Consider the following 19,778-nt stretch of genomic DNA (forward strand, 5'->3'; position numbering starts at 1 on the left):
CTTAACTAATCATATTTCTTAAATTTAAATATTCAAATTTTATTAGTAAATAAATAATGATAAAAATTACAGTAGTTATGCCAGTGCAATACAAGAATTTTTTTAACATTTTTGGGTTTTCAGGTGATCCTGGATCTTCACCATCAATTTTTACTGTTTTTGCTCTGTTTACATCAATAGGAAGTATAGCAAAGAAAACAATCCACCATATAATTACATAAATAATTGCTAAACCAGTTACACTCATTAAATTCTCACTAAGTTAATATTAGTGAAAGGTTTTTTTCCCGTTCTTTCCTTTGAAAATTTTCTACAGGCAATTTTCAATGCATCAATTAAATTATGCTCTTGTTGCTTGCTTCCAATTTTAAAAGTTCTAGAAGTTTTTTCTATTTCTTCTTCTAGTCCATAAACAAATTCTTCTCTATCATCTACTGGCAAACCACGAAAAGAAAGCACAGGATTGTTATGAATATTTCCTTTAGGTGTTATCATTAAAGTTACTTCAAGATATCCATTAGCACTCAAATTTTTTCTATCTTTTATTGACTGTGAATCTGGATCAACGCTTACATTGCCATCTAAATACAATCTACCACTTGGAGCTTTGTCATAAACTTCAGGCTGATTACCAGGATATAACTTAACAATATCACCATTTTCTACTTGTACAGGATATGGGACTTGCATTTCTTTAGCAAAGTTTATGTGTTCTATCATGTGTCTATGTTCGCCATGCACAGGAATTACACATTTAGGTTTAACCCATTGATACATTTCTTTTAAATCTTCTCTGTTAGGATGACCAGAAACATGAACGAATTCAGTTTCTTCAGATATCACTTCAATACCATCTTTAACAAGTTGGTTGTGTAATTTATAAAGTTTTTTTTCATTTCCAGGTATAATTTTTGATGAAAATATCACTGCATCTCCTTTTTCAATAAAAACATCAGGATGTACATAGTTAGAAATTCTCATCATAGCTCCCATTGGCTCTCCTTGGCTACCTGTACAAAGATAAACTATTTTTTCTCTTGAAAAATTTTTAGCTTCACGAGGGTCAATTGGTTTTATTGTATTTTTTAAATATCCACATTGATGTGCAGCTTTGTAGATACGATGCATCGATCTTCCAACTAGTGAAATTTGTCTTCCTGTTTGCTCAGCACAATAAAATGCTGTCTCCATTCTTGCTACATTAGATGCAAATGAAGTGATGATAATTCTCTTTTTCAATCTCGACATTACATTTAACATATTTTTTCTAACATCAAGTTCAGATCCAGACTTGCCGGCACTAAAAACATTAGTAGAGTCACAGATCATTGCTAATACCCCTTCATCACCAATTTCTTTTAATCTCTTGTCATTTATATTGTCACCAATAAGTGGATTGGGATCTACTTTCCAATCTCCTGTGTGTAAAATTACACCAGCAGGAGTTTTTATTCTCAAGCCATTGGGTTCTAAAATTGAATGAGTTAAAGTTATATATTCAATTTCAAATGGATCCAATGAAACAGTTCCATTTAATTCAACAATTTGTAAATCATTAGTAATATCTATTTGTTTTTCTCGAAACTTCTCTCTAATCAAAACTGCTGTAAATGGAGTAGCAAATATTTTACATCTTAATTTTGGCCATAAATGTGCGATTGCTCCAATATGATCTTCATGTGCGTGAGTTAAAACTATACCCAACAAGTTATCTTTTCTTTCAACAATAAATCCAGGATCAGGATAAATTAAATCAACACCTGGTATAGTGTCATCAGCAAAAGTTACACCAATGTCTACCATTATCCATTTATGATCGCTTGGTTGACCGTAACCAAACAAATTCATATTCATACCAATCTCACCAGATCCACCTAGTGGACAAAATAACAATTCATTTTTCATATTATTTTATTTGCTCAGAAATTTTTATTAGACCTTTAATTGTAATATCTTGGTTATGTTTAACTTTCGATTTTATTGAACTTGTAAATAAATCAGAAAATCCACCTGTCAATACAACTTTAAAGGATTTTCTTGTCTCTTTCTTAATTAAATTAATCATATTGTCAATTAAACCAGAATAACCCCAAAAAAAACCTGATCTAACAGCAGAAAGAGTGTTGCTGCCTATTACTTTTTTCATACGTTTAAGCTCAATTTTTGGGATTAAAGTAGCTCTGTCTGACAAAGTATTAAGGGACAACTTAATTCCAGGAGCTATTATTCCTCCCATATACATATTTTTTATTAAAACATCAAATGTTGTAGCAGTACCAAAATCTAAAATTATATAATTATTTTTGTTATCCAATAAGCTTATGGCATTTGTAATTCTATCAGAGCCTACCTGCTTGTAATCAACTTTAATTTTAATCATTGATTTTAAATTCAAGTTTTTTACCTCGTTGCATTTAACTTTAGTGATTTTAGAAAAGTAGTTTTTTATAATTTTAAAAGTGTTTGGGACAACACTACAAAATAATATTTTTTCAATTTTATTTATTTGAATTTTATTTTTTTTAAATAAAATTTTTAATTGGTTATTACTTATTTTTTTTGAAATAAAAGTAATTCTTTTTAAAATTTTATTTCTTTTGGAAACTAAAAAAATTTTAGTGTCAGTATTTCCTATGTCACCTAAAATATACATATTAATTAATTTATTTTATACATTTTTGATATTCTATTTTCAAAAACTAGTTTCAAATTTTTTTCTAATTCAGATTTATTAATTTTTTTTCCTGTTATTCTATATAAATTTGTAGATGGATAATTTTTAATATTTGGATTTTTTATTACATTAATTCCTATTCCTGTAATTAAAAATTTTTTATCTGATTTCGTTATAATTTCTTGTAAAATCCCACTAATCTTTTTCTTATTAATTAATAAATCGTTTGGTTTTTTAAAGTTAATTTTATTTTTTATATATTTAGAGAGTGCTTGTTTAACTAAATTACAATTTAACTTTGTAACTCTTTCTATTGAGAATTTATTTTCATCAAACGGATGAAAAAAAGTGGCAAATAAATTACCTTTATATGAAATCCATTTTCTTCCATACTGACCTCGACCACTAAATTGTTTTTCAGCAACAACCATTCCAAATTTATAGTTAGTTTTTTTTATTATTCTTGCAGCTGTATCGTTAGTACTTTTTATTATTTTAAAATTAAATTTCTTAAATTTCATTAAATAATATTAATTCTTGATACTACCTCAATTAATTGGCTTGGAAATATGAAGTATAAAAGAATTAATATTGTAGAAAAAGTTAATGAAAATTTTAACCATAAACTATGATCCGTATCATATTTATCTTTTTCTTTATCAAAGTACATAATCTTGATTATTCTTAAGTAATAGAAAGCTGCAACAACAGTAGATAACAATCCAACAATAGCTAAAAAATACATTGATTGTTCTAAAACTGCTTTGAAAACATAAAACTTAGCAAAAAATCCTGCTAATGGTGGTATCCCTGCCAATGAAAACAATATTACAAGTAAAGAAAGTGATAATAATGGATGATTTTTCGATAAACCAGATAAGTCATCAATATCTTCGTAATATTGATTATTTCTTCTAAGCATTAACAAACAAGAAAAAAGGGCCAAATTCATTACAACATAAATTGAAATATACATTATTGAACTTTGAATTCCTTCATTAGAAGCAGTGGCAAGACCAGCCAATGTGTAGCCTATGTGTCCAATAGAGCTATAAGCAACTAGTCTTTTAATATTTGTTTGTCCAATTGCTGCAATTGCACCAAAAAGCATTGAGGCAATAGATAAAAATACAATTATCATTTGCCATTGATCGATTAGATTTAAAAATGGAACATATAAAAATCTAATAAATACAGTTAACGCAGCAATTTTTGGTACCATTGTAAAAAATAAAGTTACTGTAGTTGGAGATCCTTCGTATACGTCTGGTGCCCACATATGGAATGGCACTGCTGAAATTTTGAATGCTAAACCTACTAAAATAAAAACTATACCAAAAGTCAGTACATACTCATTTGAATTAAGTTGTGTGGAAATCACATCAAAGTTTGTAGATCCTGAAAAACCATAAATTAATGAACATCCATAAAGTAATAATCCTGATGATAATGCACTTAATACAAAATATTTTAAACCTGCTTCAGATGATTTTAGTTGATCTCTGTTATAAGTTGCTAAAACATATAAGGCTAATGATTGTAACTCTAGACCCATATAAAATACAATAAGATCATTGGAACTAATCATGACCATCATTCCCAGTACAGAACTCAAAATTAAAACTGGATATTCAATATTAAAAATTTTAAAAATTTTTAAATAACTAGAAGAAATAACTAATACTAGAAAACCACCCAACAATGTTATTATCTTCATAAATGAAGACATCTTATCTATTACAACACTACCATTAAACAAAGTTTCTCTATTCACAGAAAAAGTTTCGTTAATAACTATTATAGCAGCAATCAAAAATACAAATAAAGACAAGTTAAAAGTAATCCCTGAACTATTTTTTTTAAACACACCCAATACAAGTAAAACCATTATTGATAATGAAATAAAAATTTCAGGTAAAATTAAATTTAAATTTTCCATATTATTTGCTCGCTAAATTAATGTTATGCATATTTATTAAATCTGAAACTGAAACCTCTATTGTATTAATCAGAGGATCTGGATAAAAACCAAAAAATAAGGTTGGAATAGCCAAGCATGTTAAAATTAAGTGTTCTGATTTATTTAAATCTAACATTTGTTTTAAATCTTCATTAACTAATTTTCCAAAAACAACTCTTTTGTACAGCCAAAGCATATAAGCGGCCCCTAAAATCACTCCTAAACTTGCTAATACAGCTACTAAAAAATTGTCCTTAAAAGCACCCATTAAAATTAAAAATTCACCAATAAAACCACTTGTTCCGGGTAATCCTAAAGCAGCTAATGTAAACAACATAAATAAAATCGAATACTTTGGTATTATGGCAACTATACCACCATAAGAATTTATCATCCTTGAATGCATACGGTCATAAACAACACCAACACATAAAAATAGAGCTGCGGACACTAATCCATGACTAATCATCTGGATTATACTTCCCTCTATACCTTGTTGTTGAAGAGTAAAAATACCTAAAGTTACAAAACCCATATGTGCAACAGACGAATATGCAATTAACTTTTTCATATCTTCCTGCATTAAAGCGATAAAGGATGTAAAAATTATTGCTATAACACTTAAAGTATAAATAAGAGGTGTGAATACTTCCGAAGCTACTGGAAACAATCCAAGTGAAAACCTAATAAAACCATATCCTGCCATTTTTAATAGTATAGCAGCTAATAAAACCGAACCAGCTGTAGGAGCTTCAACATGAGCATCTGGTAACCAAGTGTGAACAGGCCACATAGGTGTTTTTACTGCAAAAGAACTAAAGAAAGCTAACCATAATAAATTTTGGTATTTAGCGTCAATTCCAATTTCATAAAGTTTAACTACATCTGTTGTGCCTGATATCCAGTATATTGAGATGATCGCAACCAACATCAAAACTGATCCAAGTAAAGTATATAGAAAAAATTTAAATGCTGAATAAACACGTTTTGGACCACCCCAAATACCAATAATTAAAAACATTGGAATTAATCCAGCCTCAAAAAATAAATAAAAAACAACTAAATCAAGTGCACAAAACACACCAATCATGAAACTTTCCATGATTAAAATTGCAATTAAAAAATCTCGTAATCTATTTTTTACTGAATTGTTAACTGAAATAATACAAAGTGGAGTTATGAAGGTTGTTAAGATTATAAATAATATAGAAATTCCATCGACACCAACTTTATAATTAATAAATCCTTCAATCCATGTTCTGTCTTCAACAAATTGAAAATCAGATATGCTTTGGTCAAAAGATATCCATAAATAAATAGAAATTAAAAAATTAACTATACTTGTAAATAAAGCTACATATTTAGCTGTTGAATTATTTCCATCTTTATCTTTTGTAAAAAATAGAAAAAGAGCTCCTATAGTTGGTAACAAGATTAAAGATGATAAAATTGGAAAGCTCATTATTTAACTATCAAAAAGGTTAATAAAGCAGAAAAACCTAACAACATTACAAAAGCATATTGATAGATAAAACCACTTTGAAATTTATTTGCTTTAATTGAACATTTTTTTATAAAAGAAGAAATTCCATCAGGACCAAATCCATCTATTATAGTTCCATCACAAACTTTCCATAAAAATGTCCCCAGTTTTTTCGATGATTTAATAAAAATAACCTCATACAACTCATCAAAGTACCATTTATTGACAAGGAAATTGTATAAAGGTTTATTCATTGAAGCTATTTCATTTGGCAACTCTTTGTTCTTAACAAATAAGTAATAAGCAATAGGTATTGATAGGATAACTAAACTAGGTGTTAAAAGTAAAAACCATGTTGGTGGATGATCTGTGCTTAGAGGTTCTAAAAATTTGATTGATTCTGACCAAAAGTAATTTTCACCACCATGTCCAATGAACAAATCTTTAAATAACATGCCTGCAAAAATTGCACCAATAGAAAGCACAAATAACGGAACAAGCATTACCAAAGGTGACTCGTGCGTTTCCTCAATTTTAATCTCTTTATTATTATATTCGCCATGAAATGTTTTGAATATTAGTCTCCACGAATAAACTGACGTTAAAAATGCTGTAACTATTCCAATACCAGCTGCATAATAACCTGTTGTATTTCCTTTCAAATATGCAAATTCAATAATTGCATCTTTTGAATAAAAGCCTGATAAGAAAGGAAAACCTGTTAAAGCAAGAGTTCCTATAATCATTAAAGCATAAGTGTAAGGTAATTTTCTCCATACACCTCCCATGTTATTAATATTTTGCTCATCTTTAAAAGCATGAATTACTGATCCTGATCCTAAAAATAATAAAGCTTTAAAAAATGCATGCGTAAATAAATGAAACATAGCAACATTGTAAGCTCCTACACCAGCTGCGAAAAACATGTAACCTAACTGACTACAAGTTGAATAAGCAATTATTTTTTTAATATCTGTTTGAACCAATGCTACCGTTGCAGCAAAAAAAGCAGTTGTCATTCCAACTACAGTAATCAAGTTTAAAATTACTGGAGAAAATTCATATATAGGTGAACATCTAACAACTAAAAATACGCCTGCAGTAACCATTGTTGCAGCATGAATTAAAGCAGAAACTGGCGTTGGTCCTTCCATTGCATCTGGTAACCATGTATGAAGTAAGATTTGAGCAGATTTACCCATAGCTCCGATAAATAACAATAAGCAAACCAAATCTATCGCTTTAACCTCAAAACCTAAGAAGGATAAATCTTTATCTACAACTGTTGGAATTTGTTGGAAAACTTCACCATAATTTACAGTTCCAAATAAATAAAAAACTAAAAAAATACCTAACGCAAAACCAAAGTCACCTACTCTATTAACTACAAATGCTTTGATTGCAGCTGCATTAGCACTTTCTTTTTTAAACCAAAAACCAATTAGGAAATAAGAACAAAGACCAACTCCCTCCCAACCAAAAAATAGTTGAATAAAATTATCTGACGTTACAAGCATTAACATTGCAAATGTAAATAATGATAGGTAAGCCATAAATCTTGGTTTATGTGGGTCGTGAGACATGTATCCGATAGAATAAATATGGACTAATGCTGATACAGAAGTAACTACAACCAACATCACAGCTGATAGAGGATCAATTAACATTGACCAATTAACATCAAGTGAACCTGAATTAATCCAAGTTGCTATAACAATATTTTCCTCATATTGATTAACAATTACCTGATACAATACAATTATTGATAAAATTGCAGATATAGAAACTAATGCACTAGTTACTATTTCAGAATTTCTATCACCAATGTAACGTCCAAAAAAGCCTGAAATAATTGATGCTATTAATGGAAGAAATAAAATTGAAAGTTCCATTATTATCCTTTCAACTCATCAATTTCTTCAACTCTGATAGTTCCAGAGTTTCTATAGTAAACAACGATTATAGCTAAACCAATCGCAGCTTCTGCAGCTGCTACAGTTAAAATAAATAAGGTAAATACTTGACCAGCTAAATCTCCAAGAAAAATTGAAAAAGCAACTAAGTTGATATTTACAGCTAATAAAATCAACTCAATACTCATCAATATAACAATAATATTTTTTCTATTAAGAAAAATTCCAATAACTCCAATTGAAAAAATCACAGCACCTAAAGTTAAATAGTGCCCTAAACCTATCTCAGTCATCTATTTTAACTCCTTTGTTAGAAGCAACTTCTTCAACACTTACTCCTTCTGCTCTTTCACGAGAAATTTGTTTTATATAACTTTGTCTTTTAACGTTTGATCTTTGTCTAAAAGTCAGAACGATTGCTCCAACCATCGCAACTAACAAAATCATACCACTGATTTGAAATATATGTATGTAATCAGTGTATAATACTTGACCTAGTGAGTGTGTGTTACTTAAGTCTGAAACTTTTAATGAATTGTTAACATCAAAAATCTCTGGTTTATACTTCCATCCACCAATTACAATAATTAGTTCAAAGAAAATGATTGTGCTAATAATTAGTCCAACAGGAATATGTTTTGAGCTAGCAGCAGATGCAAACCATTGATTTTTTTGTTGAGCAACATTTAGCATCATTACAACAAAAAGAAATAAAACTGCTACGGCTCCAACGTAAACAATTAACATCATCATACCTAAGAACTCGGCACCAATCATAATAAATAGACAAGAAATACTAATAAAATCTAATATTAAAAAAAATACTGAGTGGACAGTATTTTTAGATACTGTAACCATTATTGCAGAAACAACTGCAATTATAGAAAAAGTATAGAAGAAAATAGCGTGAGCAATCATTTATCTATGTGAACTATCTGCTTTAATATTAGCGTCTAGAATATTCTCCCATCTGTCACCGTTATCTAATAATTTCTCTTTTGTGTAATATAATTCTTCTCTTGTCTCAGTCGAAAATTCAAAATTTGGACCTTGGACTATAGCATCAACAGGACAAGCTTCTTCACATAAACCACAATAAATGCATTTCATCATATCGATGTCATAACGAGTAGTTTTTCTACTGCCATCTTCTCTTTGAGCAGATTCAATTGTAATTGCTTGGGCAGGACATACAGCTTCACAAAGTTTGCATGCAATACATCTTTCTTCTCCATTTGGATATCTTCTTAAAGCGTGCTCACCTCTAAATCTTGGACTAATTTTTCCTTTTTCAAAAGGATAATTGATAGTTTTTTTTGGTTTAAACAATTCTTTTATTGCAATGAACAAACCTCCTACAAAATCAGCCATGAAAATAGTTTTAAAAAATCTAGATAATTTCATAATTAGTTTGTTGGTAAAAGGTTAAAGTAAAATAAATAACTTGCAGTTAAAACAACCCAAGTTAAGGACAAAGGAAGAAATACCTTCCAACCTAATCTCATTAATTGGTCATATCTATATCTTGGTACAATTGCTTTTACTAAAGCAAATAAGAAAAATAAAAGTAAAATTTTTAAAATTAACCAAATTGCACCTGGAACTAAAGTAAATGGATAAATATCTATCGGAGATAACCATCCACCTAAGAACAATATAGCTCCCATAGCACACATCAATAAGATGTTTGCATACTCACCTAGCCAAAACATTGCATACATCATTCCTGAATATTCTGTCTGGTATCCAGCAACTAATTCTGCTTCAGCTTCAGGTAAATCAAAAGGTGGTCTATTAGTTTCAGCTAAAGCAGAGATAAAAAATATTACAAACATTGGAAATAACGGAATTACAAACCATAGATTTTGTTGAGCAATTACGATGTCATTCAAATTCAATGAGCCAACACACAACAATACATTGATAATAATAACCCCAATAGAAACTTCATATGATACCATTTGAGCCGCAGATCTAATTGCACCTAAGAAAGGATATTTAGAGTTTGAAGCCCATCCTCCCATAATTATTCCATACACACCTAAGGATGAAACAGCAAATAGATAAAGTATACCGACATTAATATCCGCTAAAACCTGGGTTGCGCTAAATGGTATTACAGCCCACGCAATCAAAGCTAATGTCATAGTAACGATAGGTGCCAATATGAAGATTACTTTGTTTGAGCTTGATGGGATGATTATTTCTTTAAAAATATATTTCAAAGCATCAGCTAATGATTGAAGTAATCCAAACGGTCCTACTACATTTGGCCCTTGTCTTTTTTGGACAAAAGCCCAAACTCTTCTATCTAGCCAAACAATCATAGCTACAGAGACCAATACTGGAACTAACAAAAATAGAATTTTGTATACTTCTTGAAAGACTATATTCAAATATTCCATCTTAACCTTCAGTACCTGTTGATTTTAAATTCACTTTTGCATTATTACACTCAATCATTGTTTTTGATGATTTAGCAACAACATTAGAAAAATAATAATCTTTAATTTCAATTTTTAAATTTTCATTATTAAATTCAGAATTCGAATTGTTATTATTTTGTTCAGTTTGTTTTTCACTTTGTAATTTTAAGTAATTTAACATGCTGCTATCTAGCTCTTCTTTATCGTTAAACAATTTTCTATTATTCATGAATTCAGCTAGTTCATTTATAATCTGCCAATCTTCTTTTGCATCTCCAGGAGGATAAGATGCCTTAAATGCTTTTTGGATTTTTCCTTCTAAATTTGTATAATAACCGTCTTGTTCTGTATAAGCTGAGCCAGGCAAAATTATATCTGCGCACTCTGCCCCTTTGTCACCATGGCTTCCTTGATAAATAACAAATTCATTTTTTTTAACAAAGTTTAAGTTATCCTGACCTATTAGAAACACTATTTCAAATTTATTTAATTTTAAATGTTCTATTAAATTTGTTTTATTATTTAAAACTCCTAAATCAAAATTTCCTACAGTTGCTGCATCACATGATAAAACATTCAAAGGATTCCAATCTTCTGAGAACTTGTTTTTTTTACCCAAAAAATCTTTTAAATTATCAAACAAATATTGTGCATTTTCTAATCTTAATAAAGACTCACCAATTATTATCATTGGTTTGTTTGCACTTTCTATTTCTTTTGAAAGTTTATGTGTGCCATCTATAATTTCTTTAATTGTTTTAGTTTGCCCATCTAAACTTTCGTAAGGATAAGTTAGATCTCCACAATCATTTAATGATAAAATTCTTGTACTATTATTTAGATAAGATTTTCTAATTCTTGCATTTAAGATTGTTGCTTCGTATCTAGGATTGGCGCCCAACAATAAAATTAAATCTGCATCTTCAATTCCGTTGATTGAGGAATTAAACAAATAATTTTCTCTTTTTGAAATATTAATGTATCTATTATCTGATCTTGATTCATAATTATCAGTTTCAATTGTTCGGTCAAAAAATTCTTTAAAAATATAAGCAGTTTCCATGTTTGTTAAATCTCCAACAAAACCACATACTTTTTCTTTAGATGTATTTTCTAATTTAGATTTTATTATTTTATAAACTTCTTGCCACGAAGCTTTCTCAAATTTTCCGTTGTATTTAATATATGGAGTATCTAATCTTTGATGAAGTAAGCCATCACACGCATATCTAGTTTTATCTGAAATCCATTCTTCATTAATATCCTCATTAATTATTGGAAGAACTCTTTTTACTTCCCAATCGTATGTATCGACTCTAATGTTTGAGCCTATTGCATCCATAACGTCAATTGTTTCTGTCTTTTTTAATTCCCATGGTCTCGCTTCAAAAACATAAGGCTTTGATGTCAAAGCTCCAACAGGACATAAATCAACTACATTGGCAGATAATTCTGATTGCATTGATTGCTCAAGATATGTTGTAATTTGCATATCCTCACCTCTACCTATGGCACCAAGTTCTGGAACGCCTGCAACTTCAGTAGCAAATCGCACACATCTTGTACAATGTATGCATCTTGTCATTTGAGTTTTGATTAATGGGCCCATATTTTTTTCTGGAACTGCTCTTTTATTTTCTTTAAATCTTGATTTATCTACCCCATAAAACATTGATTGATCTTGAAGATCACACTCACCACCTTGGTCACATACAGGACAATCTAAAGGGTGATTTGCTAGTAAAAATTCCATTACACCTTTTCTAGCTTTTTCAACTAAACTTGTATTTGTTTTAATATTCATTCCCTCTGCAGCAGGCATTGCACATGATGCAATAGGTTTTGGTGATTTTTCCATTTCAACCAAACACATTCTGCAATTTCCAGCTATAGATAATTTTTCATGATAACAAAATCTAGGTATCTCAACTCCTGCTTTTTCACAGGCTTGAAGAACTGTTAGTCCTTCTTCAACTTCTACATCAATGTCATTTACTTTTAATTTAAGCATTTTTTTTATCTAATAAATGTTGATCAACCAAATAAGGTATATTGTTTTTTTTCTGAACAATTGGGTCCAAATTGTTTCTTTCTTGAATTTCTTTTTTAAAATGTCTTAACAAACCTTGAACTGGCCATGAAGAACCTTCTCCAAATGCACAAATTGTATGACCAGCAATTTGAGTTGTTACATCTCCTAACATATCAACTTCATCTTTAGTTGCATCGCCTTTTGCCATACGCTCAAGCATTCGCCACATCCATCCAGAACCTTCTCTACAAGGTGTACATTGTCCACAACTTTCATGTTTGTAAAATCTAGCAATTCTCGCCATACATTTAATAATGTCTTGATCTTTATTGATAACCACTATTCCTGCTGTTCCTAATCCACTTTTTTCTTCGACACACGCATCAAAATCCATCTTTAATGTTTCACATCTATCTTTTGGAATTAAAGGCATAGAGGATCCACCTGGTATTACAGCTTGTAAATTATCCCATCCACCAATCACTCCACCAGCGTGAACTTCGATTAATTCTTTTAAAGGAATACTCATCTCCTCTTCTACATTGCACGGATTATTAACATTTCCTGAAATACAGAAAATTTTAGTACCTGTATTTTTTTCTCTTCCTAAAGAAGCAAACCATTTCGCTCCTCTTCGTAGAATAGTTGGCACCACTGCAATGGTTTCAACATTATTAATTATAGTTGGGCATCCATATAAACCAATCAAAGCTGGGAAAGGTGGTTTTAATCTCGGTTGACCTTTTTTACCCTCCAAACTTTCAAGTAATGCTGTTTCTTCACCACAAATATATGCTCCTGCTCCATAGTGGATATAAATATCTAAATCCCAACCAGTTCCAGCAGCATTTTTTCCCAATAGTTTTTTCTCATAAGCTTCATCAATTGCAGCTTGGAGTTTTTGACCATCAACAAAATATTCTCCTCTAATATATATGTAGCAAACATGTGCTTGAACTGCATATGATGCAATTAGACAACCTTCTATTAGTTTGTGAGGTTCAAATCTTAAAATATCTCTATCTTTACAAGTACCTGGTTCAGATTCATCACCATTAATAACTAAATAATGTGGTCTTGATCCAAATTCTTTTGGTGCAAATGACCACTTTAAACCTGTAGGAAATCCTGCCCCACCTCGACCTCTAAGTTGAGACTCTTTAATTTCATTAATAATCCAATCTCTTCCTTTTTCAGTAATTTCTTTAGTGTTTACCCAATCACCTCTTGATTGTGCCGCTGCTACATCAGAGCCTTTATCGTTATATAAATTTTGAAAAATTCTATCTTGATCTTTAAGCATTTTTTAAATCCGTTAGTGTTTTTCTATTGTTCTCTGGCTCATTATTAATTCTTCCTCTGTATGAACCTGGTTTTGGAGTTTCTCCTTTTAAAATTTTATCCAAAATCTCATATGTTTTTTCTTTATCAAGATCTTCGTAATAATCATCATTTATTTGCATCATGGGAGCGGTCACACATGCACCAAGACACTCAACCTCCATCCATGAACAACTCTTATCACTTGCTAATTCACATTCATTTTCAGAGATTTTCTCCTTACAAGCTTCAACCAATTTATTTGCACCTCTTATCATACATGGTGTTGTGGTGCATACTTGAACAAAATATTTTCCAACAGGTGATAGATTGTACATAGTATAGAAAGTAGCCACCTCATAAACTTTTATGTAAGGCATGTCTAAAAACTTAGCGATATACTTCATTGCAGCTAACGGTATCCAGTTGTTGTTTTGTCTTTGAGCAATATAAAGCAAGGCCATTACAGCACTTTGCTGTTTTCCTTTTGGATATTTTGCAACAATATTATTTGCTGCCTCTAAAGAGGAAGCATTAAATTCAAAATTTTCTGGTTGATCTTTCGCTGGTTTCCTTAAACTCATCTATCCACCTCACCAAAAACAATATCTAATGATCCTAGAACTGCTGGTACATCTGCTAACATGTGTCCCTTAATTAAATAATCCATTGATTGCAAATGTGAAAAACCTGGGGCTCTAATCTTGCATTTATAAGGTTTGCTTGAACCATCAGAAATTAAATAAACTCCGAATTCTCCCTTAGGTGCTTCAACAGCTGTATAAATTTCATCTTTAGGAACTCTATAACCCTCTGTAAATAATTTAAAATGATGGATTAAAGCTTCCATTGATTGTTTAATATCTTTTTTTGATGGTGGACTAATTTTGCCATCTAATGATTTAATTGGTCCTTTTTTCATTTTAGATAAACACTGCTTGATAATAGAAACACTCTCTTTCATTTCCTCAATTCTACACAAATATCTATCGTAGCAATCACCATTTTTTCCAACTGGTATTTTAAAATCTAAATCTTCATAACAATCATAAGGTTGTGACTTTCTTAAATCCCAAGGTACTCCTGATCCTCTAATCATAACTCCTGAAAACGAATAATCTAAAGCATCCTCTTTACTTACAATTCCAATATCAACGTTTCTTTGTTTAAAAATTCTATTGTCTGTTAAGAGACTTTCTAAATCATTAATCACTTTTGGAAATGTATCGCAAAAGTTTGAGATATCTTCCTCTAAACCTTTTGGTAAATCTTGATGAACACCACCTGCTCTAAAGTAGTTAGCGTGTAATCTTGATCCAGAGGCTCTTTCATAAAAAGTCATTAATGTTTCTCGTTCTTCAAATCCCCAAAGTGATGGAGTTAAAGCACCAACATCAAGTGCTTGGGTTGTTACGTTAAGAATATGACTTAATATCCTTCCTATTTCACAAAAAATAACTCTTATATACTGGGCTCTAATCGGTACATCTATTTTCATAATTTTTTCTATAGCAAGAGCAAATGCATGTTCTTGATTCATTGGAGCCACATAATCCAAACGATCAAAATAAGGAACAGCTTGCATGTATGTCTTGTTTTCAATTAATTTTTCTGTACCTCTGTGAAGTAAACCTATATGTGGGTCTGCTTTTTCAACAACCTCACCGTCTAATTCTAATATTAATCTTAATACACCGTGAGCTGCTGGATGTTGAGGACCAAAGTTTAGATTTAAATTTTTAATTTTTTTTGTCATTATTTTCTATTTCTTCTTTAATATATTTTGTTCCTTCCCAAGGACTCTCGTAATCAAAATTTCGATAATTTTGCTCTAGTTTAACTGGTTCGCTGATTACTTTTTTTTGAGCTTCGCTATATCTAACTTCAGAATGACCAGTTAAAGGAAAATCTTTTCTTAAAGGATGTCCTTCAAAACCATAATCTGTGAGTATTCTTCTTAAGTCAGGATGATCTTTGAAATTCACACCATACATATCAAAAACTTCTCTTTCCATCCAATTTGCTGCAGGAAAAACACTTGTTAAAGAAGGTATAACTTCATTTTCAGAAATAGAGTATTTTAGAACTAGTCTTTGATTAAATTCATGACTTAAAAATAAGTAAACTACTTGAAATCTTTGATTATTTTCAGGATAATCTACAACTGTAATATCTATTAGCTGTCGAAATTTTGTATCTAAATTAGTTTTTAAAAACAAAATTACATCTAAAAAATCATCTTTATCTGTTTCTAGATAAATCTGATTATGTTTTATTTCTGAATTGTTAATTTTAGTGGTTAACTCAGAATTAATTTTTTTTTCTAGATCCTCTAAACTATTCATGACTATCTTAAAAAAGATCCTTTTTTTCTAATTTTTTTTTGTAATTGCAAAATTCCATATAATAATGCCTCTGCAGAAGGAGGGCATCCTGGAACATATACATCAACTGGAACTATACGATCACACCCTCTAACAACTGAATAAGAATAATGATAATAACCCCCACCATTAGCACAACTACCCATAGAAATTACATATCTAGGTTCTGGCATTTGATCATAAACTTTTCTTAAAGCTGGTGCCATTTTATTTGTCAATGTTCCAGCAACAATCATTACATCTGATTGTCTTGGTGATCCACGTGGTGCAGCTCCAAACCTTTCTAAGTCATATCTAGGCATTGCTGTTTGCATCATTTCAACTGCGCAGCATGCAAGACCAAAAGTCATCCAATGCAAAGAGCCAGATCTAGACCAATTAATTAAGTTATCTAGTGATGTAGTTATAAAACCATTTTTACTAAAATCTTTAGCAAGTTGTTTAAACTCATCAGGAACTTGTTCTATTTTATCGTTCATTAAATTAATTTTATTCCCAATCTAGAGCACCTTTTTTCCATTCATAAATAAAACCAACTGTTAGTATGAATAGAAAAATCATCATTGATGAAAAACCTAATAGACCAATGTTTCCTAATGATATTGCCCATGGAAATAGAAAGGCAATTTCAAGATCAAATATGATAAATAGAATTGCAACTAAGTAAAATCTTACATCGAACTCCATTCTAGAGTCTTGAAATGGTTCGAAACCACATTCGTATGCAGATAACTTTTCTGGATCAGGTTTTTTTGGTGAAAGCAAAAAATTTAATACTACAAAAGCAACACTTAAACCAAGAGCAATAACTAAAAATAGAATAATCGGTAGGTAATCTTTTAAAAATTCAGATAACATGAAAATCTATATATCAGTTTTTATCTGATGTTGAAGGGAAGATAAGTCACATTTTATTAATATTAACAGACAGTTTATTGGGAAAAAGTGGCGGGAGTGAAGGGACTCGAACCCTCGACCTATCGCGTGACAGGCGATCGCTCTAACCAACTGAGCTACACCCCCACTTAATTAGTTTGGTGGGCAGTAAAGGACTCGAACCTTTGACCCCCTCGGTGTAAACGAGATGCTCTACCAACTGAGCTAACCGCCCCAAAACAGAGCTACTTATTACATCAACACTTAAATAAAGTAAATTAATTATTATTGAATACTAGCTTGAGATTTATCGTCTTTTTTAGCTAAATCTACCTCAACCCATTCCGTAGGTTTAAGTTCTTTAGTTAAAGCAATTTTAATTACCTGATCAGCATATTCAACTGGTGTAATTTTAATATCATCTATAATTTTCTTAGGCATATCCACCAAATCTTTTTCATTTTCTTTTGGAATCAAAACTTCTTTAATTCCAGCTCTATGAGCAGCTAATAATTTTTCTTTAAGGCCACCTATTGGCAATACTTGACCTGTTAATGTTACCTCACCAGTCATCGCAACATCTCTTCTCACAGGTATATTTGTAATTGATGAAACAATTGAAGTAACCATTCCTATTCCAGCAGATGGGCCATCTTTTGGTGTTGCTCCTTCTGGTACATGAATGTGAAAATCTTTTTTCTCAAATAGAGGTGGAATAATTCCGTACTCTAAACATTTTGATCTAACAAAAGATTTTGCAGCTTTTACAGATTCTTGCATCACATCACCTAGCTTGCCAGTAATCTGCATTCTTCCTTTTCCAGGCATGGTTACTGTTTCAATTTTTAAAATTTCACCACCGTACTCAGTCCAAGCAAGTCCAGTTACAATACCTACTCTATTTTCAGATTCTAATTCACCAAATTTGAATTTAGCTACACCAAGAAAATCAGATAAATTTTTATTATTAATTTGAACTTCTTTTTCCTCACCAGCTACAATTTTCTTAACAACTTTTCTAGCAAGTTTAGAAATTTCTCTTTCTAAATTTCGAACTCCTGACTCTTTTGTGTATCCTCTAATTACTTCTTTTATAATATCGTCTTCCAATTTCATTTCTTTTTCTTTAACACCATTATCTTTGATTTGTTTAGGAAGTAGATATTTGTTAGCTATACTAATTTTTTCATCCTCTGTATAACCAGCTAATCTTATTACTTCCATTCTGTCTAATAATGGAGGTAATATATTTAAAGTGTTTGCTGTTGTTACAAACATTACATCAGATAAATCATAATCAACTTCTAAATAGTGATCGTTAAAAGTTGTATTTTGCTCTGGATCTAATGCTTCTAATAACGCTGATGATGGATCGCCTCTATAATCATTTCCAATTTTATCTATCTCATCTAATAAAATTAAAGGATTTTTTGTTCCAGCTTTTTTCATCATTTGAATTATTTTACCTGGTAATGATCCGATATAAGTTCTTCTATGTCCTCTTATTTCTGCTTCATCTCTCATCCCACCCACAGACATTCTAACAAATTCTCTGTTAGTTGCTTTTGCAATAGATTTACCTAAAGATGTTTTACCGACACCAGGGGGGCCAACTAAACATAATATTGGGCCTTTAATTTTTTCCATTCTTTTTTGAACAGCTAAGAATTCTATTATTCGCTCTTTAACTTTTTCTAATCCAAAATGATCTTTATCTAGAATATCTAATGCTTTAGTTAAATCTATATCAACTTCACTTTTTTTGTGCCAAGGTAATTCTGTCATCCAATCTAGGTAGTTTCTAACAACTGTGGCTTCAGCTGACATTGGACTCATATTCTTCAATTTTTTAAGTTCCTGAAGACATTTCTTTTCAACTTCTTTTGGCATTTTAGCTTTTGTGATAGCTTTATTTAAACTAGTAGTTTCGTCTTTGCCGTCTTCAATCTCACCAAGTTCTTTCTGAATTGCTTTAAGCTGTTCATTTAAATAGTATTCTCTCTGGGTTTTCTCCATTTGAGTTTTAACTCGTCCTCGAATTCTTTTCTCTACACCAATTATGCTTGTTTCATTCTCCATAATTTTAATTATGGCGTTTAATCTCTTCTTAACATCAACTGTTTCAAAAATTTGTTGTTTTTCTGAAATTGTTGCTGTGATATGTGAAGCAATATTATCAGCTATTTGAGAAGGATCTTTTAACTGCTTAATTGTGTTTATTGTTTCGTTGGAAATTTTCTTATTTATTGAAGTTAACTTTTCTAATCTTCTTAAAGCAGTGGCTGCTAAAGGGAATAAATCCTCCTCTTTTGGTAAGATGTCATTGAAATATGTATAGTCACACGTAATAAATTTCTCATTATCTTTAAAGTCTAAAATTTTAACTCTTTTAATTCCTTCTACTAAAACTTTTACAGTCCCATCTGGTAACTTTAATAATTGTAGGATGCTGCCCTCACAACCATACATAAATACATCTGTTTTTTTGGGATCATCAATCTCTGAGTTTTTTTGTGTTACAAGAATGATCTTCTTATCTTTTTTCATCACCTCATTAAGTGCAGAAATAGATTTATCTCTTCCTACAAACAGAGGAATTACCATACTTGGGAAGACGACAATGTCTCTTAAAGGTAATAGTGGCAATGATATTTTAACGTCCATAGGAATAATATGGATATTATATATTATATTGCAATAGGTTTTTGTT

19 protein-coding genes and 2 tRNA genes are annotated in these 19,778 nt (G+C 30.6%); all 21 read right to left on the bottom strand.

Features of this window, described 5'->3' with window-relative positions; all coding sequences use genetic code 11:
* Position 1: 1 nt before the first annotated feature.
* Positions 2–247: a DUF1467 family protein gene (locus ACQY31_RS01170; RefSeq protein WP_075506651.1), complete on the bottom strand. Its 246-nt coding sequence runs from the start codon at positions 245–247 to the stop codon at positions 2–4.
* Positions 247–1,905: a ribonuclease J gene (locus ACQY31_RS01175; protein WP_428080199.1), complete on the bottom strand. Its 1,659-nt coding sequence runs from the start codon at positions 1,903–1,905 to the stop codon at positions 247–249. The genes ACQY31_RS01170 and ACQY31_RS01175 overlap by 1 nt, the downstream gene beginning before the upstream one ends.
* A 1-nt stretch (position 1,906) precedes the next feature.
* Positions 1,907–2,653, bottom strand: a complete 747-nt coding sequence (locus tag ACQY31_RS01180; protein ID WP_428080200.1) for a type III pantothenate kinase — start codon at positions 2,651–2,653, stop codon at positions 1,907–1,909.
* Between the two features lie 5 nt (positions 2,654–2,658).
* Complete coding sequence (locus ACQY31_RS01185) at positions 2,659–3,195, bottom strand: biotin--[acetyl-CoA-carboxylase] ligase (protein WP_428080201.1); 537 nt, start codon at positions 3,193–3,195, stop codon at positions 2,659–2,661.
* Positions 3,195–4,613, bottom strand: a complete 1,419-nt coding sequence (gene nuoN, locus ACQY31_RS01190) for an NADH-quinone oxidoreductase subunit NuoN (RefSeq protein WP_428080202.1) — start codon at positions 4,611–4,613, stop codon at positions 3,195–3,197. The genes ACQY31_RS01185 and nuoN overlap by 1 nt, the downstream gene beginning before the upstream one ends.
* Position 4,614: 1 nt before the next feature.
* Positions 4,615–6,096, bottom strand: coding sequence for an NADH-quinone oxidoreductase subunit M (locus tag ACQY31_RS01195; protein ID WP_428080203.1), 1,482 nt, complete (start codon positions 6,094–6,096; stop codon positions 4,615–4,617).
* Complete coding sequence (gene nuoL, locus ACQY31_RS01200) at positions 6,096–8,009, bottom strand: NADH-quinone oxidoreductase subunit L (protein WP_428080204.1); 1,914 nt, start codon at positions 8,007–8,009, stop codon at positions 6,096–6,098. Before nuoL ends, ACQY31_RS01195 begins: the two co-directional genes overlap by 1 nt.
* 2 nt (positions 8,010–8,011) lie before the next feature.
* Entirely contained in the window at positions 8,012–8,323 is a 312-nt protein-coding gene (gene nuoK, locus ACQY31_RS01205; protein ID WP_075506644.1) for an NADH-quinone oxidoreductase subunit NuoK, read from the bottom strand.
* Positions 8,316–8,948: an NADH-quinone oxidoreductase subunit J gene (locus tag ACQY31_RS01210; RefSeq protein WP_428080205.1), complete on the bottom strand. Its 633-nt coding sequence runs from the start codon at positions 8,946–8,948 to the stop codon at positions 8,316–8,318. Before ACQY31_RS01210 ends, nuoK begins: the two co-directional genes overlap by 8 nt.
* The gene (gene nuoI, locus ACQY31_RS01215; protein ID WP_428080206.1) at positions 8,949–9,434 is read right to left on the bottom strand and encodes an NADH-quinone oxidoreductase subunit NuoI; all 486 of its coding nucleotides are present in this window, start codon (positions 9,432–9,434) and stop codon (positions 8,949–8,951) included.
* 2 nt (positions 9,435–9,436) lie between these two features.
* Positions 9,437–10,435 (bottom strand): NADH-quinone oxidoreductase subunit NuoH, encoded by a 999-nt coding sequence (nuoH, locus tag ACQY31_RS01220; protein ID WP_262589304.1) that lies wholly within the window; start codon positions 10,433–10,435, stop codon positions 9,437–9,439.
* A 1-nt stretch (position 10,436) separates the two neighbouring features.
* Complete coding sequence (nuoG, locus tag ACQY31_RS01225) at positions 10,437–12,467, bottom strand: NADH-quinone oxidoreductase subunit NuoG (RefSeq protein WP_428080207.1); 2,031 nt, start codon at positions 12,465–12,467, stop codon at positions 10,437–10,439.
* Positions 12,460–13,791 (bottom strand): NADH-quinone oxidoreductase subunit NuoF, encoded by a 1,332-nt coding sequence (gene nuoF / locus ACQY31_RS01230; protein WP_428080208.1) that lies wholly within the window; start codon positions 13,789–13,791, stop codon positions 12,460–12,462. The genes nuoG and nuoF overlap by 8 nt, the downstream gene beginning before the upstream one ends.
* The gene (gene nuoE / locus ACQY31_RS01235) at positions 13,784–14,392 is read right to left on the bottom strand and encodes an NADH-quinone oxidoreductase subunit NuoE (RefSeq protein WP_428080209.1); all 609 of its coding nucleotides are present in this window, start codon (positions 14,390–14,392) and stop codon (positions 13,784–13,786) included. Before nuoE ends, nuoF begins: the two co-directional genes overlap by 8 nt.
* The gene (locus ACQY31_RS01240; protein ID WP_428080210.1) at positions 14,389–15,564 is read right to left on the bottom strand and encodes an NADH-quinone oxidoreductase subunit D; all 1,176 of its coding nucleotides are present in this window, start codon (positions 15,562–15,564) and stop codon (positions 14,389–14,391) included. The genes nuoE and ACQY31_RS01240 overlap by 4 nt, the downstream gene beginning before the upstream one ends.
* Positions 15,548–16,153: an NADH-quinone oxidoreductase subunit C gene (locus ACQY31_RS01245; protein ID WP_428080211.1), complete on the bottom strand. Its 606-nt coding sequence runs from the start codon at positions 16,151–16,153 to the stop codon at positions 15,548–15,550. Before ACQY31_RS01245 ends, ACQY31_RS01240 begins: the two co-directional genes overlap by 17 nt.
* Before the next feature lie 2 nt (positions 16,154–16,155).
* Positions 16,156–16,671 (bottom strand): NuoB/complex I 20 kDa subunit family protein, encoded by a 516-nt coding sequence (locus ACQY31_RS01250; protein WP_428080212.1) that lies wholly within the window; start codon positions 16,669–16,671, stop codon positions 16,156–16,158.
* Positions 16,672–16,681: 10 nt separating this feature from the next.
* A complete protein-coding gene (locus ACQY31_RS01255) occupies positions 16,682–17,050 on the bottom strand; it encodes an NADH-quinone oxidoreductase subunit A (RefSeq protein WP_075506634.1) in 369 nt (122 codons plus the stop codon).
* A gap of 88 nt (positions 17,051–17,138) precedes the next feature.
* Positions 17,139–17,215, bottom strand: a tRNA-Asp gene (locus ACQY31_RS01260).
* A 12-nt stretch (positions 17,216–17,227) separates the two neighbouring features.
* A tRNA-Val gene (locus ACQY31_RS01265) sits at positions 17,228–17,303 on the bottom strand.
* 50 nt (positions 17,304–17,353) lie between these two features.
* Positions 17,354–19,732, bottom strand: a complete 2,379-nt coding sequence (gene lon, locus ACQY31_RS01270) for an endopeptidase La (protein WP_428080213.1) — start codon at positions 19,730–19,732, stop codon at positions 17,354–17,356.
* Positions 19,733–19,778 lie beyond the last annotated feature (46 nt).

The organism is Candidatus Pelagibacter sp. (genome assembly GCF_965262185.1).
GTDB lineage: Bacteria > Pseudomonadota > Alphaproteobacteria > Pelagibacterales > Pelagibacteraceae > Pelagibacter.